This window comes from Baekduia sp. Peel2402, assembly GCF_052567285.1.
This window is the reverse complement of sequence record NZ_CP199582.1, coordinates 3,255,376-3,281,582: the sequence shown is the minus strand read 5'-3', so window position 1 is coordinate 3,281,582 and position 26,207 is coordinate 3,255,376. Positions and strand designations below refer to the sequence as shown.

26 protein-coding genes and 1 tRNA gene are annotated in these 26,207 nt (G+C 70.3%); 10 read left to right on the top strand and 17 right to left on the bottom strand.

The features are described 5' to 3' along the window. The first annotated feature begins 346 nt into the window (after nt 1-346). Genes ACT01A_RS16090 through ACT01A_RS16080 form a run of 3 tightly spaced genes read left to right on the top strand, consistent with a single transcriptional unit; the run spans nt 347 to nt 3,403 of the window. Nucleotides 347-970, top strand: coding sequence for a hypothetical protein (locus ACT01A_RS16090; protein WP_445148100.1), 624 nt, complete (start codon nt 347-349; stop codon nt 968-970). 2 nt (nt 971-972) lie between these two features. After that, nucleotides 973-1,485, top strand: a complete 513-nt coding sequence (locus ACT01A_RS16085; protein ID WP_445148099.1) for a nitroreductase family protein — start codon at nt 973-975, stop codon at nt 1,483-1,485. Then, nucleotides 1,463-3,403, top strand: a complete 1,941-nt coding sequence (locus tag ACT01A_RS16080) for a potassium transporter Kup (protein WP_445148098.1) — start codon at nt 1,463-1,465, stop codon at nt 3,401-3,403. Before ACT01A_RS16085 ends, ACT01A_RS16080 begins: the two co-directional genes overlap by 23 nt. A gap of 2 nt (nt 3,404-3,405) precedes the next feature. Here the strand turns inward: ACT01A_RS16080 and ACT01A_RS16075 are convergent, their stop codons facing one another. The 8 genes from ACT01A_RS16075 to ACT01A_RS16040 all read right to left on the bottom strand — a co-directional run bounded on the left by ACT01A_RS16075 (nt 3,406) and on the right by ACT01A_RS16040 (nt 11,154). Further along, the gene (locus tag ACT01A_RS16075; protein WP_445148097.1) at nt 3,406-3,816 is read right to left on the bottom strand and encodes a YbaK/EbsC family protein; all 411 of its coding nucleotides are present in this window, start codon (nt 3,814-3,816) and stop codon (nt 3,406-3,408) included. After that, entirely contained in the window at nt 3,817-4,848 is a 1,032-nt protein-coding gene (locus tag ACT01A_RS16070; protein WP_445148096.1) for an ABC transporter ATP-binding protein, read from the bottom strand. Continuing rightward, nucleotides 4,845-5,942: an ABC transporter ATP-binding protein gene (locus ACT01A_RS16065; protein WP_445148095.1), complete on the bottom strand. Its 1,098-nt coding sequence runs from the start codon at nt 5,940-5,942 to the stop codon at nt 4,845-4,847. The genes ACT01A_RS16070 and ACT01A_RS16065 overlap by 4 nt, the downstream gene beginning before the upstream one ends. A gap of 13 nt (nt 5,943-5,955) precedes the next feature. Then, nucleotides 5,956-6,912, bottom strand: coding sequence for an ABC transporter permease (locus tag ACT01A_RS16060; RefSeq protein ID WP_445148094.1), 957 nt, complete (start codon nt 6,910-6,912; stop codon nt 5,956-5,958). Nucleotides 6,913-6,985: 73 nt separating this feature from the next. Beyond that, nucleotides 6,986-8,767, bottom strand: coding sequence for an ABC transporter substrate-binding protein (locus tag ACT01A_RS16055; protein WP_445152838.1), 1,782 nt, complete (start codon nt 8,765-8,767; stop codon nt 6,986-6,988). 111 nt (nt 8,768-8,878) lie between these two features. Further along, nucleotides 8,879-9,853 carry an ABC transporter permease gene (locus ACT01A_RS16050; protein WP_445148093.1) on the bottom strand — a complete coding sequence of 325 codons (975 nt, stop codon included), beginning with the start codon at nt 9,851-9,853 and terminating at the stop codon, nt 8,879-8,881. 376 nt (nt 9,854-10,229) lie between these two features. After that, nucleotides 10,230-10,466: a hypothetical protein gene (locus tag ACT01A_RS16045; protein WP_445148092.1), complete on the bottom strand. Its 237-nt coding sequence runs from the start codon at nt 10,464-10,466 to the stop codon at nt 10,230-10,232. 241 nt (nt 10,467-10,707) lie between these two features. Next, complete coding sequence (locus ACT01A_RS16040) at nt 10,708-11,154, bottom strand: hypothetical protein (protein WP_445148091.1); 447 nt, start codon at nt 11,152-11,154, stop codon at nt 10,708-10,710. 25 nt (nt 11,155-11,179) lie between these two features. Here ACT01A_RS16040 and ACT01A_RS16035 point away from each other — a divergent pair, with 25 nt between their 5' ends. Then, the gene (locus ACT01A_RS16035) at nt 11,180-11,983 is read left to right on the top strand and encodes an alpha/beta fold hydrolase (RefSeq protein ID WP_445148090.1); all 804 of its coding nucleotides are present in this window, start codon (nt 11,180-11,182) and stop codon (nt 11,981-11,983) included. Between the two features lie 316 nt (nt 11,984-12,299). On the opposite strand, the gene ACT01A_RS16030 is transcribed toward ACT01A_RS16035, so the two are convergent. The 5 genes from ACT01A_RS16030 to ACT01A_RS16010 all read right to left on the bottom strand — a co-directional run bounded on the left by ACT01A_RS16030 (nt 12,300) and on the right by ACT01A_RS16010 (nt 16,166). After that, a tRNA-Arg gene (locus ACT01A_RS16030) sits at nt 12,300-12,373 on the bottom strand. A gap of 12 nt (nt 12,374-12,385) precedes the next feature. After that, entirely contained in the window at nt 12,386-12,829 is a 444-nt protein-coding gene (locus tag ACT01A_RS16025) for a response regulator (protein ID WP_445148089.1), read from the bottom strand. Beyond that, nucleotides 12,826-14,382: a sensor histidine kinase gene (locus tag ACT01A_RS16020; RefSeq protein WP_445148088.1), complete on the bottom strand. Its 1,557-nt coding sequence runs from the start codon at nt 14,380-14,382 to the stop codon at nt 12,826-12,828. The genes ACT01A_RS16025 and ACT01A_RS16020 overlap by 4 nt, the downstream gene beginning before the upstream one ends. Next, nucleotides 14,379-15,581: a PP2C family protein-serine/threonine phosphatase gene (locus ACT01A_RS16015; protein WP_445148087.1), complete on the bottom strand. Its 1,203-nt coding sequence runs from the start codon at nt 15,579-15,581 to the stop codon at nt 14,379-14,381. The genes ACT01A_RS16020 and ACT01A_RS16015 overlap by 4 nt, the downstream gene beginning before the upstream one ends. A 33-nt stretch (nt 15,582-15,614) precedes the next feature. Next, the gene (locus ACT01A_RS16010) at nt 15,615-16,166 is read right to left on the bottom strand and encodes an orotate phosphoribosyltransferase (protein ID WP_445148086.1); all 552 of its coding nucleotides are present in this window, start codon (nt 16,164-16,166) and stop codon (nt 15,615-15,617) included. Nucleotides 16,167-16,188: 22 nt separating this feature from the next. Here ACT01A_RS16010 and ACT01A_RS16005 point away from each other — a divergent pair, with 22 nt between their 5' ends. Together ACT01A_RS16005 and ACT01A_RS16000 are read left to right on the top strand one after the other, a co-directional pair. Beyond that, entirely contained in the window at nt 16,189-16,554 is a 366-nt protein-coding gene (locus tag ACT01A_RS16005; RefSeq protein ID WP_445148085.1) for a hypothetical protein, read from the top strand. Beyond that, nucleotides 16,551-17,618 carry a carboxylate-amine ligase gene (locus ACT01A_RS16000; RefSeq protein ID WP_445148084.1) on the top strand — a complete coding sequence of 356 codons (1,068 nt, stop codon included), beginning with the start codon at nt 16,551-16,553 and terminating at the stop codon, nt 17,616-17,618. The genes ACT01A_RS16005 and ACT01A_RS16000 overlap by 4 nt, the downstream gene beginning before the upstream one ends. A gap of 9 nt (nt 17,619-17,627) precedes the next feature. Here ACT01A_RS16000 and ACT01A_RS15995 read toward each other — a convergent pair whose 3' ends face one another. The 4 genes from ACT01A_RS15995 to ACT01A_RS15980 are packed head-to-tail and all read right to left on the bottom strand — an operon-like array spanning nt 17,628 to nt 21,575. Beyond that, complete coding sequence (locus ACT01A_RS15995) at nt 17,628-18,641, bottom strand: L,D-transpeptidase family protein (RefSeq protein ID WP_445148083.1); 1,014 nt, start codon at nt 18,639-18,641, stop codon at nt 17,628-17,630. A 27-nt stretch (nt 18,642-18,668) separates the two neighbouring features. Continuing rightward, complete coding sequence (locus ACT01A_RS15990; protein WP_445148082.1) at nt 18,669-19,559, bottom strand: lysostaphin resistance A-like protein; 891 nt, start codon at nt 19,557-19,559, stop codon at nt 18,669-18,671. Nucleotides 19,560-19,584: 25 nt separating this feature from the next. After that, on the bottom strand, nt 19,585-20,310 hold the full coding sequence (locus ACT01A_RS15985; RefSeq protein WP_445148081.1) for an HAD family hydrolase: 726 nt from the start codon (nt 20,308-20,310) through the stop codon (nt 19,585-19,587). Further along, on the bottom strand, nt 20,292-21,575 hold the full coding sequence (locus ACT01A_RS15980; RefSeq protein WP_445148080.1) for a mannosyltransferase family protein: 1,284 nt from the start codon (nt 21,573-21,575) through the stop codon (nt 20,292-20,294). The genes ACT01A_RS15985 and ACT01A_RS15980 overlap by 19 nt, the downstream gene beginning before the upstream one ends. On the opposite strand from ACT01A_RS15980, the gene ACT01A_RS15975 reads away from it, so the two are divergent. From ACT01A_RS15975 to thiL, 4 genes are all read left to right on the top strand, one after another. Beyond that, the gene (locus ACT01A_RS15975) at nt 21,576-22,367 is read left to right on the top strand and encodes a mechanosensitive ion channel family protein (RefSeq protein WP_445148079.1); all 792 of its coding nucleotides are present in this window, start codon (nt 21,576-21,578) and stop codon (nt 22,365-22,367) included. Nucleotides 22,368-22,486: 119 nt separating this feature from the next. After that, entirely contained in the window at nt 22,487-24,748 is a 2,262-nt protein-coding gene (locus tag ACT01A_RS15970; protein WP_445148078.1) for a transglycosylase domain-containing protein, read from the top strand. Nucleotides 24,749-24,804: 56 nt separating this feature from the next. Further along, on the top strand, nt 24,805-25,023 hold the full coding sequence (gene infA, locus ACT01A_RS15965; RefSeq protein WP_445148077.1) for a translation initiation factor IF-1: 219 nt from the start codon (nt 24,805-24,807) through the stop codon (nt 25,021-25,023). A 21-nt stretch (nt 25,024-25,044) separates the two neighbouring features. Beyond that, nucleotides 25,045-26,034, top strand: coding sequence for a thiamine-phosphate kinase (thiL, locus tag ACT01A_RS15960; protein WP_445148076.1), 990 nt, complete (start codon nt 25,045-25,047; stop codon nt 26,032-26,034). Nucleotides 26,035-26,207: the final 173 nt, after the last annotated feature.

The window sequence follows — 26,207 nt, the reverse complement described above, 5'->3', positions numbered from 1 at the left end:
CGTGGCGGGCGCTGCCACCGCCGGAGCACCGAACGCCGCGCTCCGGACTGCGCTCGCCGACGGAGACACGGAACAGCGACCTCCCTCGGCGTGAGCTACCGCAGCGCGCTGCCGACGCTGTCGGCTAGGCGAGGACGCGACATCTCTTCAGCGGCGGCCGCGACAAAGCGCGTCCTGCGTTGCCACCGACGCCCGCAGCACGGCGGCAGCCCGAGCAACAGCGAGCGCCGGCGCTCCGGCAACCTGAGCGCGAGCGGCCGACGATGAAGACGGTGTCGTCGGCCTCGCCGATCCACCAACGCCCACGCCGCGCCACCAAGAGCCAAGAGCCCGTAAGGTCCGAGCCATGCCGCCGGAAGAGAGGTTCGTCCCCCGCTTTGCCGCCGAGCCGCCGCAGGAGCTGCTGCCGTACGGCCGCTGGGCGGATCGCCTCCGGGAGGAGTTCCTGGCTGCGTGCCTGACGATCGAGGATGAGGTCGGGGAGCCCGGAGATGTTGTCTGGTACCCGGACCGTACGTGGGGTGGGCGGACCTACGTGCCGGCGACGTGTCGGACGTCCACCGGCCTGGAGCTGTACGGCGTGGTGTCGTTCGCGCCGGCCGTCGAGGAGGGGCAGGAGCCGGATCATTTTGCGGCGACCGCCGACTGGACCGAGGAGACGGCCGAGAACAACCCGGACTGGAAGATCGACGTCTGCGACGAGGTCGTCGGTGGGTGGCGCGGTGAGCAGGGCAACGTCGCCGCGATGACGCTGGTGTGGGGCACGCCGGTGGTCGATCGGGCTGCGATCGCCAGCGCCGAGCTGGCGGGGCTGACCGTCGACCAGTGCGTGTTGGTCGAGAACCGCTTCACGCTGCTGGCTCCGGACGACTACCGCGGCGACACGCTGGACATCGCGGTGTTCACCGGCGGCGGCAACGAGCTGGCGCGCGAGTCGCTCTACAGCGACGACGGCGAGGACGACGAGTAGCCGTGGACCTCGAAGAGGCGATCCGCACGCGGCGCACGCACAAGGCCTACGGGTCGGAGCCCGTCGACCGCGGCACGCTGACCGAGCTGCTCGACCTCGGCCGCTGGGCGCCCAACCACCACCTGACCAACCCGTGGCGCTTTCGCGTCGTCGGGCCGGACGCGCTCCAGCGCCTCAAGGAGGCCGTCGGCGAAGAGGGCGCCTCCAAGCTCGACCGCGCCCCCACGCTCGTCGCGGTCTCCTACGTCACCACGCCCGGCGACCCCGTGATCGACGAGGAGGACCTGCTCGCCGCCGGCGCCGCCGCCTACGCGATCCTGCTCGGCGCCCACGCGCGCGGCCTGGCCGCTTACTGGCGCACGCCCGCGATCCTGCGCGATGCCGCCGGCCGCGCCGCGCTGTCGATCCCGGAGACCGAGCGCTGCATCGCCCTGCTGCACCTCGGCCCGCCGCGCCAGGAGCCGCGCGTCCCCGAGCGCGCGCCGCTGGACGATGTCCTCACCTTCCTCGACTGACTCCGGGCCGGCCGGCGGCCACTCGCACGCCGTCCACGCCGGCGGCGCCGCGGCGCTGACCCTCGGCGCGCTCGGCGTCGTCTTCGGCGACATCGGCACCTCCCCGCTCTACGCGCTGCAGACGGTCTTCGCCGCCGACCACCACGCGGTCCAGCCCACGCCGACGACCGTCTACGGCGTCATTTCCTTGGTCTTCTGGACCATCACCATCATCGTCTCGATCAAGTACGTGATCTTGATCATGCGGGCCGACAACGACGGCGAGGGCGGCATCGTCGCGCTGATCGCCAAGGTCCAAGCGGTGACGATGGGCCAGGGCAAGCGCAAGCACGTGCTGATCCTGCTCGGCGTCTTCGGCGCAGCGCTGTTCTACGGCGACGGGATGATCACGCCCGCGATCTCGGTCCTCTCCGCTGTCGAGGGCATGGAGGTCGTCTCACCGTCCTTCGAGGAGTGGGTCGTCCCGATCACGCTGGCGATCCTCACCGGCCTGTTCGCGATCCAGCGCTTCGGCACCGGCACGGTCGGCCGCGCGTTCGGCCCGGTGATGGCGGTGTGGTTCAGCCTCCTCGCGGTCACCGGCGCCGTGGAGACCATCCAGCACCCCGGGATCCTGCGCGCGCTGTCGCCCTACTACGCGATCGACTTCCTCGGCGAGCATGGCGGCACCGCGTTCATCGCGCTGGGCAGCGTCGTGCTGACCGTCACCGGCGCCGAGGCGCTCTACGCCGACATGGGGCACTTCGGCCGCGCGCCGATCCGCCGCGCCTGGTTCGCGCTCGTCTTCCCGGCCCTCTTGTTGCAGTACATGGGCCAGGGCGCGCTGATCCTGCACGACCGCTCGGCGATCGAGAGCCCGTTCTTCCTGATGGTGCCCGAGTGGTCGCGGATCCCGGTCGTGATCCTCGCCACCTTCGCCACCGTGATCGCCTCCCAAGCCGTGATCTCCGGCGCCTTCAGCGTCACCCGCCAGGCCGTGCAGCTCGGCTTCCTCCCGCGCCTGACGATCCGCCACACGTCGCGCCACGAGGTCGGCCAGGTCTACGTGCCGGCGATCAACTGGGGGATCTTCGTCGCAGTCGTCGCGCTCGTCCTCGGCTTCCAGAGCTCGCAGCACCTCGCCGCGGCCTACGGGATCGCGGTGACCGGCACGCTGGCGATCGACACGATCCTGTTCTTCGTCGTGGTGCACGTCGTCTTCGGCCGCTCGCTGCGCGTCGCGGCGACCGGCTGCGCGCTGTTCCTGCTGGTCGACCTGACCTACTTCGCGGCCAACCTGCCAAAGGTCGTCCACGGCGGCTGGTTCCCGCTGCTGATCGCGCTGGTGATCTTCGGCGTCCTGACGACCTGGCAGCGTGGCCGGGAGATCGTCACGCGCAACCGCACCAAGCTCGAGGGCCCGCTGCGCGCGTTCGTCGACGAGGTCCACGCGACCGACCCGCCCGCCTACCGGCCGCCGCGCACCGCGGTCTTCCTGAACGCCACCCGCGACACCACGCCGCTGGCGCTGCGCGCGAACTTCGAGCACAACAACGTGCTGCACACCAACCTCGTGATCGTCTCGGTCGTCGTCCAGCGCGTGCCGCACGTCCGCGAGACCCAGCGCGTCACGATCGACGACCTCGGCTACGCCGACGACGGCATCGTCCACCTGACGATGTCGGTCGGCTTCCAGGACGACGTCGACATCCCGCGCACGTTGCGCCGCGCGGCCAAGCGCCTCGAAGGCGACATCGACGTCTCAGACGCCAGCTACTTCATCTCGCGGATGTCGATCGTGCTGACCCACGCGCCCGGTATGGCCATCTGGCGCAAGAAGCTCTTCATCGCGATGTCGCGCAACGTGTCCAACCCGGTGGCCTACTTCGGGCTGCCCGACGACCGCACGATCGTCATGGGCTCCAACGTCGAGGTGTAGGACTACTCCGAGGCGCGGACGCGGACGCGCGCCGGCGTCCCGCCCGTGCGCCGCAGCAGCTCGACCGGCGCCAGCGGGAAGACCTTCGACGGGTGGCCCGCACCGGACCAGACCTCGTCGTAGGTCATGAGGTCCTCGTCGACCAGCGTCTCCAGCGGCGCCGGGTGCCCGTAGGGCGCGACGCCGCCGATCGGCTGCCCCGTCGCCTCGCGCACGACCTTCGCGCTGGCCCGCTCCAGGCCCAGCGCGTCGGCGTCGACCTGATTGGCGCCGCTGCACAACACCATCACCGGGACGTCGCCGCGCAGGAAGACCAAGGACTTGACGATCGCCCCCACCTCGACGCCGAGCGCGGCCGCCGCCTGCTCGGCGGTGTGAGCCGACTCCGTCAGCTCGACCGCGTTGTCGTACATCTACGCCGCCGCGGTCGGGACGCGGCTGGCGATCTCCTCGTCGCTGAGCGGGAAGTGGCAGGCGGCGACGTTGCCGCCCTCCTTGGGCTCCAACGGCGGGTCGATCACGTTGCAGGTGCCCTCCACGAACTTCGGGCAGCGCGTGTGGAAGCGGCAGGCGTTCGGCGGGTTGGTCGGCGACGGCACGTCTCCGGTCAGCACCTGCCGTGCCTTGTTGCGCGCCAGCCGCGGATCCGGCACCGGTACCGCGCTCAGCAGCGCGCCCGTGTAGGGGTGGCGCGGGTGGCCGTAGAGCAGATCCGACGGCGCCATCTCGACAATCCGGCCGAGGTACATCACCGCGACGCGGTCGCAGGTGTGACGCACGACGGAGAGGTCGTGGGCGATGAAGATGATGGTGAGCCCGAGCTCGCGCTGCAGGTCGCGCAGCAGGTTCAGGATCTGGGCCTGGATCGAGACGTCCAGCGCCGAGACCGGCTCGTCGGCGACGATCAGCTTCGGCTTCAGCGCGATCGCGCGCGCCACGCCGATGCGCTGGCGCTGGCCGCCGGAGAACTGGTGCGGCAGGCGGTTGTAGTGCTCGGGGTTGAGCCCGACCTGCTCCATCAGCTCCTGGACGCGCTTCTTGCGCCGGCCCTCGTCGGGCTCCTCGCCGTGGATGATGAACGGCTCGCCGATGATCGTGCCGACCGTCTTGCGCGGGTTCAGCGACGAGTACGGGTCCTGGAAGATCATCTGCATCTCGCGGCGCAGCGGCTTCAGCTGCGAGCGCGAGAGGTTGGCGATGTCATTGCCTTCCCAGGAGATCGTCCCGGCGGTCGGGTCCAGCAGGCGCGTCACCAACCGCGCCGTGGTCGACTTGCCGCAGCCGGACTCGCCGACCAGGCCGAGCGTCTCGCCGCGGTAGACGTCGAAGTCGACGCCGTCGACGGCCTTGACCGCACCGACCTGCCGCTGGAGCAGGCCCGCACGGATCGGGAAGTGCTTGTACAGGCCGCGGACCTGCAGCAGCGTGTCGGGCGTGGCGCTCACGCCTTCACCTCCTGGCCCTCAGGGGCCGACGCGGACAGCGTCTCGGGGAGGCCGACCGCCTGCTTGGCCTCTTCGGGCTGGGCGCCATCGCGCAGCTTGGCCCACAGCGCACGCCGGGTCGGCTTGGGCAGCAGACAGGCGACGAGGTGACCAGGGCCCTCGGCTTCGGCGAGGACGGGGTCGATCCGCTTGTGCGACTCGCGCACGTACGGGCAGCGCGGCGCGAACGAGCACCCGGGCGGGCGCGTGATCAGCGACGGCGGGCGGCCCGGAATCGGGACGAGCTCCTGGTCGCGCGGCGTGTCCAGACGCGGGATCGAGTTCAGCAGGCCCCAGGTGTAGGGATGCTCGGGCTCGGCGAAGATCGTGTCGGCCAGGCCCTTCTCGACGACCCGGCCCGCGTACATGACCGCGATCTCCTCGGCGACCTCGGCGACGACGCCGAGGTCGTGCGTGATCATCACCACCGCGGTGTCGAGCTCGTGCTGGAGCTTCATGATGAGGTCGAGGATCTGCGCCTGGACCGTCACGTCCAACGCGGTCGTCGGCTCGTCGGCGATCAGCAGCTTGGGGTCGTTGATCAGCGCCATCGCGGTCATCACGCGCTGGCGCATGCCGCCGGAGAACTCGTGCGGGTAGCTGTCGATGCGGCTGCGCGGGTCCGGGATGCCGACGAGGCTGAGCATCTCGATCGCGCGGTCGCGGGCCTGGGCCTTGGACTCCTCGCGGTGGTGGACGCGACGGGCCTCGATCAGCTGATCGCCGATCTTGTAGAAGGGGTGCAACGAGGACAGCGGATCCTGGAAGATCATCGCGATCTGGCCGCCGCGGATCGCGCGCATCTCCTCGTCGCTGGCGGCGAGCAGGTCCTTGCCGTCGAAGATGATGCGGCCGCTGATACGCGCGTTGGACGCGCGCGTCAGGCCCATCACCGTCATCGAAGAGACCGACTTGCCCGAGCCGGACTCGCCGACGATGCCCAGCGCCTGGCCGGCGTCGACGGTGTAGGAGACGCCGTCGACGGCCTTGACCAGGCCATCCTCGGTCTCGAAGTGGACGCGCAGGTCCTCGACCTGCAGAAGCGGTTCGGCCATCTCGGATTCCAGCCTAGTAGCGCACGCGCGGGTCGAGGAAGGCGTACATGATGTCGACGAGGAGGCTCGACAGCGCCACGGCGAGCGCGAGCACGAGCGTCGTGCCCTGGACCGTGGAGAGGTCGCCGCGCTGGATCGCGTCGTAGGACAGGCGCCCGATGCCGTCGATGTTGAACACCGTCTCGGTCAGGATCGCGCCGCCCATGAGGATGCCGATGTCGAGGCCGAGCACCGTGATGACCGGCGTGATCGCCGATCGCACGCCGTGGCGGAAGATCACCCGCTTCTCCGGCAGGCCCTTGGCCCGCGCGGTGCGGATGTAGTCCTCGCTCATCGTCTCCAGCAGGTTGGAGCGCAGCAGCCGCGCGTAGATCGCGGAGAACGCGGCGGCCAGCACGCACCACGGCAGGACCAGGGTCCAGGCCTTGTTGAAGAACCCGTGCGCGTCTTGGTAGGACCCGGCGCCGGGGAAGATCTTCCAGCGGCCGATGTCGTCGGAGAAGAGGTACAGGCAGACCAGGCCGAGCCAGTAGACCGGCGCGGAGATCGCGACCAGCGCGCCGCCCATCAGGAAGCGGTCCCAGAACGAGCCGCGGGAGACGGCGGAGACGATGCCGATCGTGACGCCCGCGACGAACCAGATGACGGCCGCGCCGGAGACCAGGAAGATCGTGTTCGGCAGGCGGTCGAACATCAGCGTCTTGACCGGCTGGTCGTTGACGTAGGACTGCCCGAAGTCGAAGTGGAGCACGAGCTTCTTGATGTACTCCCAGTACTGCGCGGGCAAGGACTTGTCCAACCCGAGCGAGTGCCGGATCGCGGCGATCGTCTCGGGGCTCGGCGCACGGCCCGCGCGCCTGGCGGCGGGGTCGCCCGAGGGCAGGACGTAGAAGATCAGGAAGGTGACCGCCGTGATCACCAGCAGGAGCAGGACGGTCCAGAGGAGTCGGCGGAGGATGTACGCGGCCATAGGTCGGTCGGGAAGAGGAGATGCCCCCGGCCGCGCGCCCTAAACGCGCGGCCGGGAGACACCAGGGTGATGCCTACTTGAGCGACGTCCAGGCGAAGTCCCAAGCGGTGTAGTACCCGTTGGCCACGCCGTTGACGTTCTTGGAGCGGATCAGCGTCGTCTTGTCCCAGACGAACGGGATCGCAGGCGCGTCGTTGGTGATCATCTTGTCGATGTCCGCCCACGCCTGGAGGCGCTCGTCGCCGTCCAGGAGCGCCGCCTTCTTCATCGCCGCGTCGACCTTGTCGTCACGCAGCTGCGCCATGTTGTTGTTCAGGCCCGACTTCGGGATCGTGTAGCCCGCGAAGACCGGCTCCAGCATCGACTGGGGATCGGCGAAGTCCTTGAACCAGCCGGCGCCGCCACAGACGGCAACCTTCTTCTTCGGGACCTGGCACCAGTCGTTGTAGACCGAGTCCTGCGGCACGAGGCGCAGACGGATCTTGAAGCCGAGCTTCTCGAACTGCGCCTTGGCGACCTCGGACTGGGCCTTGTTGGGGTCGACGTTCGCCGACACCATCAGGAACTCCTCGTTCCCGGTGTACTTGCCCGAGGGGTAGCCGGCCTTCTTCATGTAGTTGGCGGCGATGGCCATGTCGCCCTTCTCGTTCTTGGTCGAGAGGAAGTCATAGCCGGGACCCTCGTAGCCGCCCGCCTGCTCGAAGCCGGGGAAGTCCGGCGGCAGGAAGTGGGTCGGCAGGTCGGCGGTGAACTTGCCACCACGCGCCAGACGGGCCGCGTTGCGGTCGAAGGCCGCCAGCACCGCACGACGCACGTCGACGTTGTCGAACGGCTTGATCGTCGTGTTGATCGGGAAGTAGCGGTAACCGCCCGACGGGATCTGGGTGTACTGGTCCTTGATCTTCGTCGCGAGGTCCTTGACGATGTTCGCCGGCGGGTTGGCGTCGAACATCATCGACTGCCCGTCGAGGACCTGCTTGGACGCGACGTTCGCGTCCGAGGCGTTCGTGCGGATGTTGACCGCGTCCAGGTACGCCGGGCGGTAGTCCGTCGAGGCGTCCCAGTTCGGGTTGCGGACCAGCGCGATGGACTTGCCGGCCTTGTAGCCGACCGCGTTGCCGCTGGCGTCGTTCTTGACCATGTACGGACCGGTCGCGACGAGGTGCGTGTTGTAGGTCGACGGGTTCTTGGCGTCGAACTTCTTGGCGTAGTCCTCGGGCACGGGGGCCGTGATCGGCATCACCAAGGCGGCGGCGACCGGAACGGCGGCGGCCTCCTTGAGGTGGAAGACGATCGTGTTGTCGTCCGGCGTCTCGATGCCGGAGATCGGCTTGACGCCCTTGGTCGGCGTCGCGGGCGCGCCCTCGATCGACGAGAAGTACGAGGCGTACTGGCCGCCGACGTTCTCCGAGAAGAAGCGCTCGAAGGAGTACTTGACGTCCTTGGAGGTGACCTCGCGGTCGACCGGCGGCGAGAACTTCACGCCCTTGCGGATCTTGACCGTGATGGTCTTGTTGTCGTCCGAGATCTCCGGGTCGGCCTCGGCGAGGTCCGGCACCGGCTTGGCCGAGTCCTGCGGCTTGAACGAGTACAGGGTGCGCTGGGTCGGGTAGATGACCATGTAGCCCTGCGTGAAGTACGAGCGGCCCGGGTCGAGGAAGTCGACGTCGGAGCCGGCCAGCATCGTAATCGTGCCGCCCTTCTTGCCTTCGACCTCGGCGGCCTTCGTGTTGTCGGTCCCGGCGTCAGCCGAGGCCGACTTCTTGGCCGTCGTGGACGATCCGCCCGAAGACGAGCTCGAGTCGTTGTCGTCGCCACCACAGGCGGCTACGACCAGGGCGAGCACGGCCAGCATGCTCACCACCAGGAATCGGAGATGGCTCCGATGCATGTGCGGTCCTTTCTGATGTGTCGGCCGGTCGTCCTCAACGACCGGCTCTAGCGATGAACCGCGGCGCACGTGCACCTACTTGGACGTCCGCGGGTTGAGAGCATCCTGAAGGCCGTCGCCGACGATGTTGAAGGCGAGGACCGTGATCAGGAGGGCAAGGCCTGGGAACACCATGAACCACCAGGCATCCTGGAAGATCGAGGTGGCATCCGAGATCATCGCGCCCCAGCTCGGCTTGTCGGGATCGACCCCGACGCCCAGGAAGGAGAGCGACGCCTCGTAGATGATGTTCTGCGGGATCAAGACGGTGGCGTAGACGATGATCGGCGCCACCAGGTTCGGGAGGATCTCCCGGAAGATGATGCGGCGGTCGGAGGCGCCCAGCGATCGGGACGCCTCCACGAACTCGCGCTCACGCAAGGACAGGACCTGGCCGCGGACGATGCGCGCCATGTAGGGCCAGGTCGTCAGCGTGATGACGAAGATCACGACCGGCAGGCCCGGCTGGATGACGCCGCCGAGGCAGCCGTCGGCGCAGGCGACGCCGAGGCCGACGGCCAGGACGAGCACCGGGAACGCGAGGAAGAGGTCCATCACGCGGCTGACGAACGTGTCGACGCGGCCGCGGAAGTAGCCGGTGACCAATCCGGCGGTCACTCCGATCACGACGATCAGCACTGCGGAGATCAACGCGGCTTCGAGCGAGACGCGGGAGCCGTAGAGCACGCGCGACAGGACGTCGCGGCCGCGCTCGTCGACGCCGAACGGGTGCGCGCCGCTCGGACCGGTGGGCGAGCCGAAGTCGTCGAGCAGGTCGTCGTTCTGCGTGTTCGGGTTCGGCAGTCCGAAGATCTTCACGATCAGCGGCGCGAAGATCCCGATGAAGATCATGATGCCGACGATCGTCAGCGCGGTCAGCGCGACCTTGTCCCGGCGCAGGCGGCGCCAGAACAACTCGAGGGGCGAGCGAGCAGCAATCTCCGCAGCGGACTCGTCCGCCAGGTCTACGCCGCCGCCCTCGAGGAGCGTCTCAGAGGCACCGGTGCTCACGCTCCGGCCCCCGCCGTGATCTCGTGCTGCTTGATGGGTCCCTCTCCCAGAAAGCCGTTTGAGTGCTCACCCCATTCCCAGAATCGGAGTCCCTGCACCTCCTCAATGGGAGGAACCCCGGGGCAAGCCGCGCGCAGGCTACTCCTCTCAGGGGGGATATGTCAGGTGACTTGACCACACACAATCTGAGCTTCACGCAAGCTGTAGAGCCAAACGACTCCACTTTGGACAAGTCTTGACCCGAATGGTGTGCCAGTTTGGAGACGGCTTGTTGGGCCCTAGACGTCGGTTTAGGTCGGCGTGACAGAGCGCTTGCGCGTCCGATTCGGGACGGGTGGTCCAATCGCTTCACCGCACGCGGTCCGTGGGGAGGCGGTCAGCGGCCTGGCACGCTGGTCTCTCCATGCGCGAGCCCGAGGGCGCGACCCTGCTGGCCGAGCGGGTGCGGCGCCGACTGGATGTCATCGTCGACGACCTGATGGAGCGCCAGTGGCGCGAGGTCCCCGAGCTGTGGGTGACCGACGAAGAAGGCCATCGCGCAGGCGAAGGAGCTCGTGATGATCAAGATCTCCAGGGCGGTCGTGAGGCCGCCGCCGACGTACTTGTCGGTCAACGGGTAGAAGGCCGACGCGTAGTTGCCCTCGAACTGACCGGCGGCGCCGGGCGGCGATGCCCCCGGGCTCGGCGATCGTGCTCATGGCTGTCAGCCAACCGGGCCGCGCTCATGGGATACCCCTCCTCGATCCAACACATAGGCCATGGCCTTGGCCTGCCGGATGGACGTGGGCGCTGACCTTGCCACGCCGGGCAGCTGCCGCCACGCGACGTTGCCGCCGCGAGCAACCGCGCCGCGCTCAGCGAGCTTCGAGGTCGGGCGCGATCGGCGTCTCTGGTCCCACCTCGCGCACGTCCTCGTAGGCGCGGCGAACCCGGTCGACGACCGCGGCGTCACGGGTGTGCACGAGCCAGTACGTGCTGTCGATGGCCTTGATGACGACCTCGGCGACATCGCGCAGATCCGCGACCGTGCGGTCCGGTGGGTGATCGAGGTAGCCCACGACGATCCCGTCGATGACCTGAAGCAGCTCGCCGGCGAGCGCCCGCAGCTCCGCGCCGGTCATGACCAGGCCCGTCGGCAGGTGCTCGGCCTCCTCGAGGTGGCTGATGTCCGCGTCCTCGTCCGACGCTGTCGCCCACATCTCCAGGATCGTCCACCGCAGATCCTCGGTAAGGCCGATCAGGTCCAAGAGGTCGGCGAGCTCGACCTCGTACGGCGTGTCCCAGATCTCGATCGTCGGCACGTGCGGAGCGTACGATCGACGCGGCGTGTCGGTGGACGTGTTCTCAGAGGCCTACCGCGGCGGCAACGGCGAGCCGCTTGTGTTGCTGCACGGGTTCACCGACACGTGGCGGACGTGGGAGCTGGTGCTGCCGTCGCTGGAGCGGCGCTTCGACGTCCTGGCGCCGACGCTGGCGGGCCACGCGGGCGGCCCACGGATCACCGACGCGGTAACCGCGGACACACTGCCGGACGCGGTGGAGCGCGCCATCGACGAGGCCGGGTGGGAAACCGCGCACCTGGTCGGCAACTCGCTCGGCGGCTTCGTGGCGCTCCAGCTCGCCGCCCGCGGTCGGGCCAGGAGCGTGACCGCCCTCGCCCCCGCCGGCGGCTGGGCCCGCGGCGAGGACAGCTACAAGGACACGTTGCAGCACTTCATCACAGTGCGCGACGGCCTGCGCCCCGCCGTCGCGAACGCCGACGCGATCATGTCCACCGACCGCGGACGCCGCAACGCCACCACCTTCACGACCGTCAACTACCAGCACATCTCGCCGAGGCTGCTCGCCCACCAGCTCCGCGGCGTCATCGCCTGCACCGCCCTCGACGACCTCGTCACCTTCGCGGCTCGCGAGGGCTACACCCTCGACGCCGGCGCCATCGACTGCCCGGTCCGCATCGTCTGGGGTACCTCCGACCGCCTCCTGCCCTGGCCCTCAGCCGCCGCGCGTTACCGCACCGACTGGCTGCCCCACGCCGACTGGATCGTCCTCGACTCCATCGGCCACTGCCCGCAGCTCGACGACCCAACGACAACCTCGGCACTGATCACGGACTTCATCATCACCTGAGGCACAGCGCGGGGGACTGGCGAGGACAAAACCAAATGCGCCTACGACCGTCAACATCTTGCGCCGCTGAGTGCCTGCCCAGGTTCGTAACGCGCCCGGGTGCGTTGACGGGGATATTCCACGTCAAGGTGACCGGCTGCCTCGGCCCCCGCCTACCCGTCCGACGAGACCGGCTCGCCGCCATGCAGCGCCGCGGTAGCCCGGGACGTAATCGCCGCACGATCCCCGCCCACGCAGGGTCGGCGGGCTCAGGCTCTGGCCGATGGAAGCCTGATTACGAGCTTCGCGCTTGCGCGGCTGGCATTCCCAGCGCCAGCGCCCCGAGCTGGATTCGAACCAGCGGCCTTCCCCTTAGGAGGGGGACGCTCTATCCGGCTGAGCTATCGGGGCGTGGTGGGAAGTCTAAGACGGGAGGCGAACGACGGAGACGAAGAAGTCGTCGATTTGCCTGACGATTGACACGAAGCGCTCGAAGTCGACGGGCTTGGTGACGTAGGCGTTGGCGTGGAGCTGGTAGCTCTTGAGGACGTCTTCCTCGGCCTCGGAGGTGGTCAACACCACGATGGGGATGGTGCGCAGCTCGGGGTCCTGCTTGGCCTCGGCGAGGACCTCGCGGCCGTCTTTGCGGGGCAGGTTTAGGTCGAGCAGGACGAGGTCGGGGCGCAGGGCGGCGGAGTGCTCGCCCTGGCGGCGCAGGTAGGCCAGCGCCTGCTCGCCGTCGCTGACGACGTTCAGGTTGTTGTGGACCTTGTTGAACTCGAAGGCTTCCTTGATCAACAGGACGTCACCGGGATCGTCCTCGACGAGCAGGACCTCGATCGGCTGGCCGGCGGGCTTGGGGGTCATGCGTCGTGGGCTCCTGTGGTGTCGGCCTCGGGAATGGGCAAGGTGAAGTGGAAGGTGGCCCCGGACTGCTCGGCGGACTCGTCGCCGTCCAGCCAGATGTGGCCGCCGTGGAACTCGACGATCTTGCGGCACATCGCCAGGCCGATGCCCGTCCCGGAGAAGTCCTCCTTGGGATGCAGGCGCTGGAAGATCACGAAGATGCGATCCGCGTAGCGCGGCGCGATGCCGATGCCGTTGTCGGACACCGTGAAGACGTAGTCCTTCTCGCCGCGGACGGTCCGTACCTTGACCTCGGGCGTCGTGCCCTCGTCGGAGAACTTGATGGCGTTGCCGATCAAGTTCTGTAACAACGCCGACAGCAGCGAACGGTCGCCGCGCACGACCGGCAGGTCGGGCTGGATGTCGATGCGCGCGCCGGACTCCTCGATGGCGGCGCCGAGGTTCTTGACCGCGTCGGCCGCGACGTCGTCGAACTCCACCAGCGACTGCTCGGTACCCACCCGCCCGACGCGCGAGAACGCCAGCAGGTCGTTGATCAGCACCTGCATGCGCTTGGCGCCGTCGACGGCGAACTCGATGTACTGGTCGGCGCGCTCGTCGAGCTGGCCCTGGTAGCGGTGCTGCAACATCCCCGTGAAGCTCGCGACCTTGCGCAGCGGCTCCTGCAGATCGTGCGACGCCACGTAGGCGAACTGCTCGAGCTCGGCGTTGGACCGCTGCAGGTCGACCGTCTGCTCCTCCAGCCGCGCCCGCGCGTGGTTGACGACCTCCAGCTCGGCGAGGATCCGCCGCCGCATCGACTCCACGTCGGTGCTCAGCCCCTGGATGTCCTTCGGCCCCGTCACCGCGACCGGGTGGTCGAACTCCCCGCGCGCCACGCGCCGGGCATCGCGCGCCAGCAGGGAGAGCGGCGTCGAGACCGTCCGGCGCAAGGTGACCGCGGCCGCGATCGCGGCCGCCAGCAACAGCCCCGCCGTGAAGATCACCGACCACTGCGCCGCCGCCGCCGCGTGCCGCAGCTTCGTGCGTGCCGACGCACGCTCGGCCACGAGATCGTCCTGAAGCTTCTGGTAGGCCGCGCGCACCTGGTCAAACAGCGCCTTGCCGGACTCGATGCTCGGAACGTTGCGAGAGTTCGCGCCGTCCTTGCCCACGATCAGCACCGTCGGCTCGGCGTACAGCAGGTGCCACGTCGTCGACGCGACCCCCGTCGCCTGCACGTTCTCGGCCAGGTTCGGGACCTCGCCGCTGGCCGCGATCTCGTCCAGGCGCTCGCGCGCCCGCGTCGCGTCGGAGATGCCCTGCGTGTACGGCGTCAGGTAATCGTCGCGCCCGGCGTTGGCGTACCCGCGCACGCCGGTCTCCTGGTTGAGCAACCCCGTGATGTAGACCTGCGCGGCCACGCGCGCGGGATCGACGCGGTCGACAACCTGCTCGCGCGCGTCGGTCAGGCGGTGCAGCGCGATCAGCGTCACAACGACCCCGATCATCGCCGCCAGGACGAACCCGCCCGCGGTCAGCGCCAGCCATTGTCCGCTGCGCAGCCGGCTCATGGTTGCGATGCCACCACCAGCACCGCGACGTCGTCGTTCAGGTCACCGCCGTTCAGGCGCTCGGCGGTCCCGATGAGGCGGTCGATCAGCGCGCGCCCCGACTCGGCGGTGGTGGCGGCGCCGCCACCCTCGGCGACCAGGTCGACCAGCCGACGCGTCCCCAGGCGCTCGGGCCCGGCGCCCGTCCGGCCCTCGATCAGCCCGTCGGTGTAGAGCACCAGCCGCCAGCTCGCGGGCAGCTCGACCGACACCGGCGACCAGCCGATGCCCGCATCGATCCCCAGCGGCGGGCGCCGCTGCGGCACCGGGACCTCGGACGCGACCTCGCCTCCGTCGCCGACCAGGATCGGCAGCGGATGGCCCGCGACGCGGACGACCGCCCTGCGACGATCCGGCGCCACGCTGACCATGCACGCGGTGGCGAAGATCTCGTCCGCGAGGCGCTCGTGGACGAGCACCTCCTCCAAGGTCTTCAACAACTCATCGCCCGTCAGCCCGCCCAGGATCAGCGTCCGCCACGCGATCCGCAGGCAGACGCCGAGCGCCGCGGCGTCCGGGTCGTGCCCGCAGACATCGCCGATGACGATGTGCAACGTCCCGTCGGCCGCCTCGACCACGTCGTAGAAGTCGCCTCCGAGCAACGCGCGCTCGCGCCCCGGCCGGTAGCCGGTCGCAACCGTGATGCGCGGGTCGGCGATCAGCGGCCGCGGCAGCAGCCCGCGCTCCAGGCGCGAGTTCTCCTCGGCGGACATGTTGGCCGCGGTCAGCTGCGCCTGAACGACCTCCGCGCGCTGGCGCTCGACCGCGTAGCGGATGGACCGCGCCAGCAGCTCGCCGCTGACGCTGCCCTTGACGAGGTAGTCCTGCGCGCCCGCCGCGACCGCCTCCAGCCCGCGCGCGGTGTCCGACAGGCCGGTCAACACCAACATCGGCGTGGCCGGCGCCGCCTCGCGCAGGCGGTGCAGCGCGGCGAGGCCGTCGGCGTCCGGCAACCCCAGGTCCAACACGACGCACGCGACGTCGCTCGGCAGGCGCGCCTCGGCCTCGGCGACCGTGCGCTCGCGGGCGACCGCGACGTCCAGATCGGCCATCGACAACAGCTCCTCGAAGAGGAACGCGTCGCCGTCGTCGTCCTCAACCAGAAGGACGCGCAGCGTCGTGGGGGAGACCACGTCCGTTCGGCCGGACCCGACGTGCACGGCGCCAACCTACACGGGCGCGGTCACGCGCGGTCAGCCTCGATCCGGTCGATCAGGGTAGACCTGGTCGATCGTGGCGCAGGCGTAGAACGGCGCGCCGGCTGCTTCCTCGATGCGCTCGGCGCCGCCCGCCAAGCGATCCAGCACCGCGACGACGCCCACGATCGCGTGCCCCGCCTCGCGCACGGCCTCGATCGCCTGGATCGTCGAGCCACCGGTGGTGACCACGTCCTCCACGATCACGCAGCGGTCGTCGGTGTCCAGCAACGGACCTTCAATGCGCCGCTGGAGCCCGTGCTGCTTGGTCTCCTTGCGCACGAAGAACGCCTTGCCGTCAAAGCCGCCGGCCAGCGCGGCGCACGCGACGGGGTCGGCGCCCATGGTCAGGCCGCCCGCGGCGGTCGCGCCCCATTCCGCGGCCTTGGCGGCCACGATCTCGCCCAGCGCGGTGAAGCCCGCGGGGCGCAGGATGGCCCGTTTGGCGTCGACGTAGTACTGCGCGGTTGCACCGCTGGTCAGCACGACCTCACCCACGATGAGCGCGTGCGCGCGAAGTTCCTCCACCAAGCGTCCGGTCGCGTCCATGTGCGGCCGTACTCTATTGCCCGTGATCGAACGGGTTCTGCGCTTCGCTGCCATCGCCTGCAGCCTGTTGGTCATCGCCGGATGGGGCTGGTTCGCGGCCGACCAGGCCAGCAGTGCGTCCGAACAGAGCCAAGCGGAGATCGCGGGCGACGCGGCGTCGACGAAGCCGAGCCCGGACCCCGATCAGGAGGCCGACCGCGAAAAGGTCAACTCCGATCTGCACGAGTACGTCGACGACGCCAACGACGTGCTGCTCAAGCCGTTCGCGCCCATCGCGGAGAACAGCGACAGCAAATGGGTGCGGCGCACGGTCCCGGCGCTGCTCGCGCTCCTCGTTTACGGCTTCGGCCTCGGGACATTGGCGCGCGTGGCGGCCGGCCGCTGGTGACCTCGCCCGCCCTCGGTGTCGAGGAGGAGCTGATCGTCGTCGACCCGACGACGCTGGCGCTCTCCCACCGCGGGCCCGAAGTGCTGGCGGCGATCGATGTCGCAGACAGCGCCGGGAGCGCGCACCCGGACACGTACGCCGCGCTCGTCGAGTTCGCGTCGCCGATCGCGGCGACCCCCGAGGACGGCGTGCGCGCGATCGCCGCGCTGCGCGAGCGGGCCTTCGCGGTGTCCGGCACCGCCCTGATCGGCGCGGGCATCCACCCCGACGGCGCGTTCGGCGACGTCGTGCACGTCGACGAGCCGCGCTACCACGAGATCCACGCCCAGCTGCGCGGTCTGCTGCGCCGGACGCCGACCTGCGCGCTGCACGTCCACGTCGGGATGCCCGACGACGCGTCGACCATCCACGTGTACAACACGCTGCGCGAGTGGCTGCCGCTGCTGCAGGCCCTGGCCGGCAACTCCCCGTTCTGGCACGGGACCGACAGCGGCCTGGCGACCGCGCGCGCCCAGCTCTTCCGCGGCTACCCGCGCAGCGACATCCCGCCGGCGTTCACCTCCTTCGCCCACTTCGAGGAGACCGTCGCCGCGGTGGTCGCCGCGGGCGACGCGCCCGACTACACGTTCTTGTGGTGGGACATCCGCCCGCACCCGAACCTGGGGACGGTCGAGGTCCGGGCGATGGACGCGCAGTCGTCGCTGCGCACGGTTCACGGGCTGGTCGCGCTGGTGGTGGGCCTGGCGCGGGCGGCGCTGGACGAGCGGGTGCGCTTGCGCCGCGCCTGGTCACCGCGCGAGGCGCTCGAGGAATCCTCGTTCCGGGCGGCCCGCGACGGGATCTCCGCGACGCTCTACCACGACGGCGCGCTGCGGCCGGTCGCGGAGATCGCCGCGGCCGCGGTGGCCCGCGCCGGTGACGACCCGGCGCTGGAGGAGATCTTCCGGATCGTCCGTGAGGGCGCCGGCGCCGACCGCCAACGCGCGGCCTACGCGCGCGGTGGCCTCCCGGCGGTCCTGGAGCTGCTCGCGGGCGAGACCCGCGACATCAAGGCCTACACGTAGGCCTGAGACCTACAAGTAGACGTCCACCGTGTCGCCGTAGGAGATCCAGTTAAAGATCGAGACGGCGTCCGGCACCGGCGTGCGCAGGCAGCCGTGGGAGGCGGCGTAGATCGGCACCGACTGGTAGCCGTGGATGCCGTAGCCGCCGTGGAAGTAGGAGGTGAAGACCATGCCCTTGGCGTTGGTGCCCGGGGTCTTGGAGTACACCTTGAACGTGCCCAGGACCGTCGGCGTCGACGGCTTGCCCGACGAGATCGGGTAGATCCGCTCGACCTTCGAGCCGCGGATCAAGGCCAGCACCTGTAGCGAGAGGTCGGCCTCGACGTGCTTGCCGTGCTTGGGGAAGCGCACCGGGTAGTGGCCGGCGCCCTTGGCGAGCTTGCGGAAGACGTCGGAGGAGGCGGTCTCGATGCGCGCCATGCCGGTGACCTTGCGGAACGCGAGGACGGCGCGAGCGGTGCGCGCGTCGTAGACGCCCTTCTGACCGATGACGTAGCCCAAGGACTTCAACTTGGTCTGCAAGACGCGGACCGCGAGGCCCTTGGAGCCCGGCGACGCGCGCAGCGGCAGGACGTCGACGCCCTTGCCCTTGGCGACGAGCGTCGCCAGCGTGTCGGTCGCGCGGTGCGAGGCGCGGACCGTGATGTGCCCCGCCTTCTTGGCCTTGTAGCCCAGGACGAAGTAGCCGTTGCCGCTCTTGGACGACAACACGGCCACCGTCTTGGCCGCGATCTTCTTCTCGCCGCGGTAGAAGCGCACGACCACCTTCTGGCCCGGGATGTACGGCTTGACCGTCCCGCGCACGCGGAAGCGGTCGCCGGCCAGGACGGACGACGCCTTGCCGTTGACCTTCTCCAGCGTCAACTTCAGCGTGCCCTTGGCGGGCACCGGCGCGGGCGGCGTGGTCGTCGGCGGCGCGGTGGTGCTGGCGGGCGGCGCGGTCGTCGACTGCGCGGCAGCCGGCCCGGCCACACCAAGCAGGATCGCGGTGGACAGGGCGGCAACGGCGGAGCGGCGGTGCATAGGCGCCGGGAATCGTACTCGGCGCGGCTACAGGGACAACGGGTTGGCGCGCACGGAGTCCGACCACGGCCAGAAGCGGACCATCAGCCAGACCAGCGCAGCGATCGCCGCAAGCGACCCGAGCAGCGCCACAGGGACCTGCCAGCCCCAGCCCTGGTTGGACGACAGCGCGAGCGTGTTGTTGACGCAGTGCAGGACGATCCCGGGATACAGCGAGCCGGTCCACTCGCGCAGCAGGCACAGCCCGGCGCCCAGCAAGGCCAGCGGCAGGATGAACGCGATCGGCGAGCCGAGCACGTGGACGAGGCCGAACATCAGGCCGGTCAGCAGCGCGGCAACCCACAGGCCGTTGGAGCGCAGCGCGCCGAAGATGTAGCCGCGGAACAGGAACTCCTCGGCCAGCGGCGCGCAGACGCAGACGATGAACGTCACGCCGATCAGCGCGACGGTCGAGTCGCCCGCACCGAGGTCCTCGATGATCGTGTCCTTGGTGTCGGACTGGTCGATGAGGGCCAGCCAGAGCGCGGAGATGCCGATGAACGCGACGTAGCCGCCGACCACGAACGCCGCCGCGAGCTTGAGGCTGCGCGGGGGCACGAGGCCGAAGAGCGCCCGGCGCGGCGGCGCGACCATCAGCGCGAACAGCAGCGCGGAGCCGATGAAGCAGACGTCCTGGCCGATCGTCGCGAGGATCGTGACCGCCGCGGGCGCGTCCTCGAGCTTGGCGCCGAACGGCAGGGCGACGATCCCGATGATCAGCGACAGCACCAGCGCGGCGGCGAACGCGGCCAGCAGCGCGGCGGGTGCGCTCCAGCCGGGCCACGGCGGGATCGGGCCGCCGTCGTCGACGGGGCGGTTCGGGGCCTCGGGGTGCTCGGGCGGTGCGGGATGGCCGCTGGGCGCCGGGATCGACGTCATCGCCGCGAAGGGTAGGTGACCGGTCTCAAGAGAGGATCAGCGCGGGCAGACCGGTCAGGTCCGACAGGACGGGGACGGTCGGGTCGGCGGCGAGCGCGGCCGGCGGCACCAGCGTGGCCGGGCCGCGGTGGATGAGGATCGGCCGGATCCCGGCGGCGCGGGCGCCCTCGACGTCCACCGGCTCGTCGCCGACGTGGACGGCGTCAGCGGCGGTGAGGCCGTCGCCGACGAGCGCCAGCGCGCGCGTGAAGATCTCCGGGTCCGGCTTGGCCGCGCCGGCCTCGGCGGAGGAGATGGCGCCATCGACCTGTCGACTCAGACCGGTCGAGTCCAACGCCTCGTGGAGCGACACGTCCCAGTTGGACACCACGACCAGGCGCAGCCCGGCGGCGCGCAGCGCGGCGAGCGCGGCCTCGACCTCGGGAAACGGCGTGAACTTCAGGCTCGCCATCAGCACGCCGTACAGGTCCGGCACGCGCGCCGGCAGGTGCTCTTGTAGGACCGCGGTGCAGCGCTCGCGCAGGTCGGCGAGCGTCGCGAGGTCGCGCGCCTCGTGGTGGTGCTCGCGGTAGTAGGCGATCTCCGCGCCCAGGGCGGCGCTAGCGACCGCCTCGCTGACCTCCACCCCGCGCTCGCGCAGCGCCGCGACCAGCCGCGGCGCCGGAGGTTCGAGCGTCAGCAGCGTCCCGAGCGCGTCGAGGAAGACGACACGCACGGGCGCGCCCTCGCCCTTCACGCCACCCAGTGCCACGTCGAGAACAGCGCCGCGCAGAACGCCAGCCCGCCGGCGAAGACCCCGAGCACGATCGTCCGCCGCAGCGCGCCGCCCCGCGCCAGCCACCAGCCCAGCCAGATGAACAAGGGGAACAGGACCGACTCGAAGCGCGGCAGCGACATCAGCGGCTGGGACTCGACCGGGTAGGAGAGCGGCAGCAGCAACGCGACCAGCGCGTAGGCGCCGTAGGCGATCGGCAGCCGCCGAAACGCGCCGATCATCGCGGGCACGGCGAGCACGAGGCAGGTGAACAGCAGCACGTTGTGGCGGCCGATCGCCATCGCGTCGCCCGCGGCCCGGTCGAAGTACAACGGCGGCGGCGGGCCGTGCACGAGCTGGCGCACGCCGGCCCACGCGGCGCTGGCGCCGTCCGCGATCCCGGTCAGCGGCCCTTCGAACGCGCGGTGCCAGGTGTCCTGGGAGGAGAACGGCGCGTCGGCGGGCTCACCGGTCGCCGCCAAGTACACGACGTAGGCCGCCAGGCCCAGCGGTACGACGCCGATCCACGCTGCCGTCGGCCAGCGCGGGCGATCCGCGGGCGCGGAGGCGCGATGCGCGTCGGCCCACAGCAGCGCCAGCGGCACGACGAGCAGCAGGCCCGCGCTGCGCGTGGCGGCACCCAGCGCGCCGAGCAGGCCGGCCAGCGCCCAGTGCCGCGTACGCGCCGCCAGCACCGCACCGACCGACACCATCAAGAACAGCGACTCCGAGTAGGCGGCCGAGAACCACAGCGAGCCGGGGAACAGCGCCAGCGACAGCACCGCCCAGCGCGCGGCGTCCGGCCCGACCTCGATGACCGCCAGCCGGTGCAGCGCCGCCATCCCCACCACGAACGCGGCCATCGACAGCGCGATCGCGGCGATCAGCGGCGACCCGATCACCGCGCCCAGCACCTTGACGAGCGCCGGGTAGAGCGGGAAGAACGCGGCGCGGTCGCCCTCGCCGGGGCCGTAGCCGTCGTTGGCGATGTTCAGGAACCAGACGCTGTCCCAGCGCGCGGCCGGCGCGACGAGGTGGTCGCCCAAGGAGCCGAACGGCCGCGTCACGCCGCCCGGATCGAAGACCTGCGCGTGCAGCTCGTGCAGGCCCCAGATCGCGATCGCGCCCAGGCCCGCGACCCACACGAGCAAGCGCGAGACCCAGAACGCCCGCCACGCGACCGCGAGGTCGCCGCGCCACGCCCCGGCGCGCCCCGAGGGCGGCGGCGTGGCGGGTTCGCGCTCTTGTACGGTCACGCCCACGTGCTCCACATCGTCGCAGCCGCAGCACAGGACGAGTCGTTCATCGACAAGTACGACAACCTCTTCACGGCGATCGGCACGCTGCTGCTCGGCGGCGCGCTGATCTACATCATCGACCGCTTCCTCGTCCGCCGGGCGACCAAGCTCGCCTCGGCGGTGACCGGCGGCGACGGCCTCTCGCGCGATGCGACGACCCGCCTGCGCTTCGCCCGCCGCGCGATCGAGGCGGTCATCGCGATCATCGTCATCGCCAGCGCGCTGAGCGAGTTCAGCTCGCTGGACCGCGTCGGCCGGACGATCCTCGCCTCCGGCGCGATCACCGCCGCCGTCGTCGGCTTCGCCTCCCGCCAGACGCTGGCCAACGCGATCGCGGGCATCGTGATGGCGATCGTCCAGCCGATCCGGATCGGCGACCTCGTCACCTTCGAGGGCGAGACCGGGACCGTCGAGGACGTCGGCCTGACCTACACGTGGCTGCGCACCGGCGCCGACGCGCGCCTGCTGGTGCCCAACGAGCGGCTCGCCGGCGGGATCATCCGCAACGACTCGATCCGCTCGCCGACCGTCGCGATCGAGATCTCGGTCTGGCTGGCGCCGGACGCCGACGAGCGCCGCGCGCTGGAGGCCCTGCGCGCGCTGGACGGCGTCCGCGCCCGCGTCTCCGAGATCACCCACGAGGGCCTGCGCCTGCTGGTGATGGGCGAGCCCGGCCCGCCGTCGGAGCGCCTGGCGCGCGAGGCCGCGCTGCGCGAGCTGTCGCTGGCCACCCTGAGAGAAGCCCAAGTGCGATAGCGCCGCCGCCAACGTTCGCTGGCGAAGGGACCGGCGGAGGACTCCCGCCGTCGGGCTAGAATGACGTCCTCGCGGCACGTGGCTTGTGGGAGGGCCTTACAGCGTGCCGCCTAAGGACAATGTCCCGACGCGAACGACAGCGCCGACGGCGTCGCAATAAGGGCGGCCCGGCTCGCCCCCTCTTCCTGGCCTTCGGCGTCATCACGACGTTCGCGGCGCTGGCTGCGCTCGGCGCGGTCGGCTGGGTGATCTCGGTCGCCAACTCCGCGCCGTCGCTGGACACGATCAAGCCCCAGGACCAGGGCGCCGCGTCGGTGATCTACGCCGCCAACGGCGCCAAGCTCGGCTTCATCAGCTCCGACGTCCTGCGCACGCCGATCACCGGCGGCCAGATCCCGCAGGTGATGCGCAACGCGACCGTCGCCATCGAGGACCGCCGCTTCTTCGAGCACAAGGGCGTCGACTTCGAGGGCATCGTCCGCGCCGGCGTCAAGAACCTGGAGTCCAAGGACGACATCCAGGGCGGCTCGACGCTGACGATGCAGCTGATCCGCAACCTGTACACCAAGGACACGGTCCGGACCGGCGTCGAGGGCTTCAAGCGCAAGATCCGCGAGGCCAAGCTGGCCGAGGAGCTCGAGAACGAGCACCCGGGCGTGCGCGGCAAGCGCTTCATCCTGGACCAGTACCTCAACAACGTGCCCTACGGCACGGTCGGCGGCAAGACCGCGGTCGGCATCCAGGCCGCGGCCCGCGTGTTCTTCGACAAGTCGGCCGAGAAGCTGTCGCTCTCCCAGGCCGCGCTGCTGGCGGGCCTGCCCCAGGCGCCGTCGCTCTACAACCCGTTCCTCAGCCCCGAGAAGGCCAAGGCGCGCCGCGACGACGTGCTGCGCCGCATGGCCGACGAGGGCTACATCACCCAGTCGCAGGCCGACACGGCGATCGCCAAGTCGCTCGGCGTCAAGGCCAACAAGTACTACACGCAGCGCCGCGAGAGCTACTTCTATGACTACGTCAAGCAGCAGCTCGTCGACGAGTACGGCTACAAGCGCGTGCAGGCCGGCGGCATGCACATCTACAGCACGCTGAACCTGAAGATGCAGAAGGCGGCCAAGAAGGCGCTGGACGACAACCTCGGCGGCACCGACCGCTCCGGCGCGATCGTCACGGTCGACCCCGCCAACGGCGACATCAAGGCGATGGCGTCCACCGCGACCTACGGGCAGTTCGAGTTCAACCTCGCCTCGCAGGGCCACTACGCGGCCGGCTCGACGTTCAAGGTGATGGTGTTGATGACCGCCCTGCGCAAGGGCGTCGACCCCAACTCCACGTCCTACACGTCGATGCCGCTGAAGTTCAACGACCCCAAGTGGGGGCCGATCGACGTCCACACCTACTCGGGCTCCTACATCGGCCGCGCGAACCTGGTCAAGGCGACGCTCGCATCCGACAACTCGATCTACCAGCAGCTCGACCTCGACCTCGGGCCCGAGAACGTCAAGCAGACCGCGATCGACATGGGGATCAAGTCGCCGGTCGACGCGCTGCCCGCCGCGGCGCTCGGCGGCCTGACCAAGGGCGTCACGCCGCTGGAGATGGCCAACGCCTACGCCACGATCGCCTCCAACGGCTGGCGCAACAAGGTCAGCGCGGTTCGCAAGGTCTGCTTCCCGAAGAAGATCGGCGGCTTTGACTGCAAGACCGAGAAGGCGCACCGCCACCGCGCCTTCGAGGACGGCGTCACCGCCGAGGCGACCAAGATCCTGAAGGCCAACGTCGAGGGCGGCACCGGCACCAAGGCGCAGATCGGCTGCCCGGCCGCCGGCAAGACCGGCACGGTCGACGACTTCACCGACGCCTGGTTCGTCGGCTACACGCCCAAGCTGGCGACCTCGGTCTGGGTCGGCCACGCGACCGAGCGCCGCACGCTCGGCGGCGGCGCAGCCGGTGGCGAGGTCGCGGCGCCGATCTGGGGCCAGTACATGAAGGTCGCCCACGGCGACTACTGCGGCGACTTCGCCAAGCCCAAGAAGCCGTTCGAGTCCACGCCGTTCTTCGGCAAGTACGCCAAGACCGGCGTCAAGGACAACAAGGTCGACCCGAGCACCTACGAGAAGGATCCCAACGGGGCGACCGACCTGGAGACCGGCAAGTCCGACGGCAAGACCAAGGACAACGGCTCGACCCAGTACCCCAACGACCAGTACCAGGGCCAGCCGCAGTCCAACCCGGCCGACGGCACGGGCACGGGCGGCGGCACGGGGACCGGGACCGGCGGTACGGGCAACGGCACGACCGGCAACGGCACGGCCACGCCCGACACCGGGACGCCCGCGCCCGACACGGGCGCCGGTGGCGGAACCGGCGCGCCGCCGCCGTAGACCGGGGTCACCAAAAACCCTCGTTTGGACTGCGCGGGTCCTGGTACGGTCGCGCAATGTCCAAGGAGGACAAGGTCGAGTTCGAGGGTGAGGTGCTCGAGGCCCTCCCGAACGCCATGTTCAAGGTGCAGCTGGACAACGGCCACGAGGTGCTCGGGCACTGCGCGGGCAAGATGCGCCGCTTCCGCATCCGGATCCTGCCCGGCGACCGCGTGCGCGTGGAGCTCAGCCCGTACGACCTCACCCGCGCGCGGATCATCTACCGCCATAGATAAGCCAGTAGCGTCCGCCCGGCTTTGGGGGAACTGGACGTCATCGCCGCCTTCCAGCGGCTGCTCACCAATCGCTCCGAACGCGTCGTGCGCTGGTCGGGCGACGACTGCGCGGTCGTGCGCGCGCGGCCGGTGCAGGCGGTGTCGATCGACGCGATGGTCGACGGCGTCCACTTCCGGCTCGACCTCGATCCGGTCACGCCCGCCGATGCGGGCCACCGCGCGCTGGCCGGCGCGCTGAGCGACCTGGCCGCGATGGGCGCCGACGCCGGCGAGGCCTACGTCGCGCTCGGGCTGCCTGAAGGCTTCTCCTCGCAGGACACGCTGGCGCTCGCGACCGGGATGGAGGAGCTGGCGGCGCGCACCGGCACGACGATCGCGGGCGGCGACGTCACGCGCGCGCCCGCGCTGACGATCTCGGTCACCGTCGTCGGCTGGGCCGACGACGAAGCGGCGCTCATCGGTCGCGACGGCGCGCGCCCGGGCGACGTGGTCGTGGTGACCGGCGAGCTGGGCGGATCGGGCGCGGGCCTCGCGCTGCTGCTCGGCCAGGCGACGACGAGCGACGACGCGCTGCGGGCAGCGCTGCTGCGCACCCACCTGCACCCCGAGCCGCGGCTGGACGCGGGCCGCGCGCTCGCGGCCGGCGGCGCCACCGCGATGATCGACCTCTCAGACGGCGTCGCGACCGACGCCGCGCATGTCGCACGCGCGTCCGGCGTCGTGCTGCACGTCGACCTCGACGCGCTGCCGGTCGCCTCAGGCGTCGCGGAGGTCGCGGCCCAGACCGGCCAGCTGCCGGGCGTCCTGGCCGCGACCGCGGGCGAGGACTACGAGCTGCTGGCGTGCGTCGCGCCGGATCGCGTCGACGCGTTGCGCGCGGCGATCGCGCCGCTGGCGCTGACCGTCGTCGGCCGCGTCGAGGCGACCGATGGCGACGGCCCGGTCGGCCTCAGCCTTGCGGGCGCCGGCTCGGAGACGTCGCTGCGCGGTCACGAGCACCACGTCGGGTGATCGTCTGCGCCTCCGTGCGACGCGCGGCGGCGTGGCGGAGCATGGCCTCCGCGACCTGGTGCGCGTCCACGACATAGGCGTCGTGCGCCACGCGCTCCTTAAGCTGCTTCATGTACATCTTGCGTTCCGTTTCCTGGACCCCTTGGAGCTTTTGCATCGGTTCACGACGGGCC

Excerpts from the sequence above, each read along its gene's own strand:
- ACT01A_RS16090 (WP_445148100.1), top strand. The coding sequence starts at position 347 with ATGCCGCCGGAAGAGAGGTTCGTCCCCCGCTTTGCCGCCGAGCCGCCG.
- ACT01A_RS16080 (WP_445148098.1), top strand. The coding sequence starts at position 1,463 with ATGTCCTCACCTTCCTCGACTGACTCCGGGCCGGCCGGCGGCCACTCG.
- ACT01A_RS16075 (WP_445148097.1), bottom strand. The coding sequence starts at position 3,816 with ATGTACGACAACGCGGTCGAGCTGACGGAGTCGGCTCACACCGCCGAG.
- ACT01A_RS16065 (WP_445148095.1), bottom strand. The coding sequence starts at position 5,942 with ATGGCCGAACCGCTTCTGCAGGTCGAGGACCTGCGCGTCCACTTCGAG.
- ACT01A_RS16060 (WP_445148094.1), bottom strand. The coding sequence starts at position 6,912 with ATGGCCGCGTACATCCTCCGCCGACTCCTCTGGACCGTCCTGCTCCTG.
- ACT01A_RS16055 (WP_445152838.1), bottom strand. The coding sequence starts at position 8,767 with ATGCTGGCCGTGCTCGCCCTGGTCGTAGCCGCCTGTGGTGGCGACGAC.
- ACT01A_RS16025 (WP_445148089.1), bottom strand. The coding sequence starts at position 12,829 with ATGACCCCCAAGCCCGCCGGCCAGCCGATCGAGGTCCTGCTCGTCGAG.
- ACT01A_RS16020 (WP_445148088.1), bottom strand. The coding sequence starts at position 14,382 with ATGAGCCGGCTGCGCAGCGGACAATGGCTGGCGCTGACCGCGGGCGGG.
- ACT01A_RS16010 (WP_445148086.1), bottom strand. The coding sequence starts at position 16,166 with ATGGACGCGACCGGACGCTTGGTGGAGGAACTTCGCGCGCACGCGCTC.
- ACT01A_RS15995 (WP_445148083.1), bottom strand. The coding sequence starts at position 18,641 with ATGCACCGCCGCTCCGCCGTTGCCGCCCTGTCCACCGCGATCCTGCTT.
- ACT01A_RS15990 (WP_445148082.1), bottom strand. The coding sequence starts at position 19,559 with ATGACGTCGATCCCGGCGCCCAGCGGCCATCCCGCACCGCCCGAGCAC.
- ACT01A_RS15970 (WP_445148078.1), top strand. The coding sequence starts at position 22,487 with ATGTCCCGACGCGAACGACAGCGCCGACGGCGTCGCAATAAGGGCGGC.
- infA (WP_445148077.1), top strand. The coding sequence starts at position 24,805 with ATGTCCAAGGAGGACAAGGTCGAGTTCGAGGGTGAGGTGCTCGAGGCC.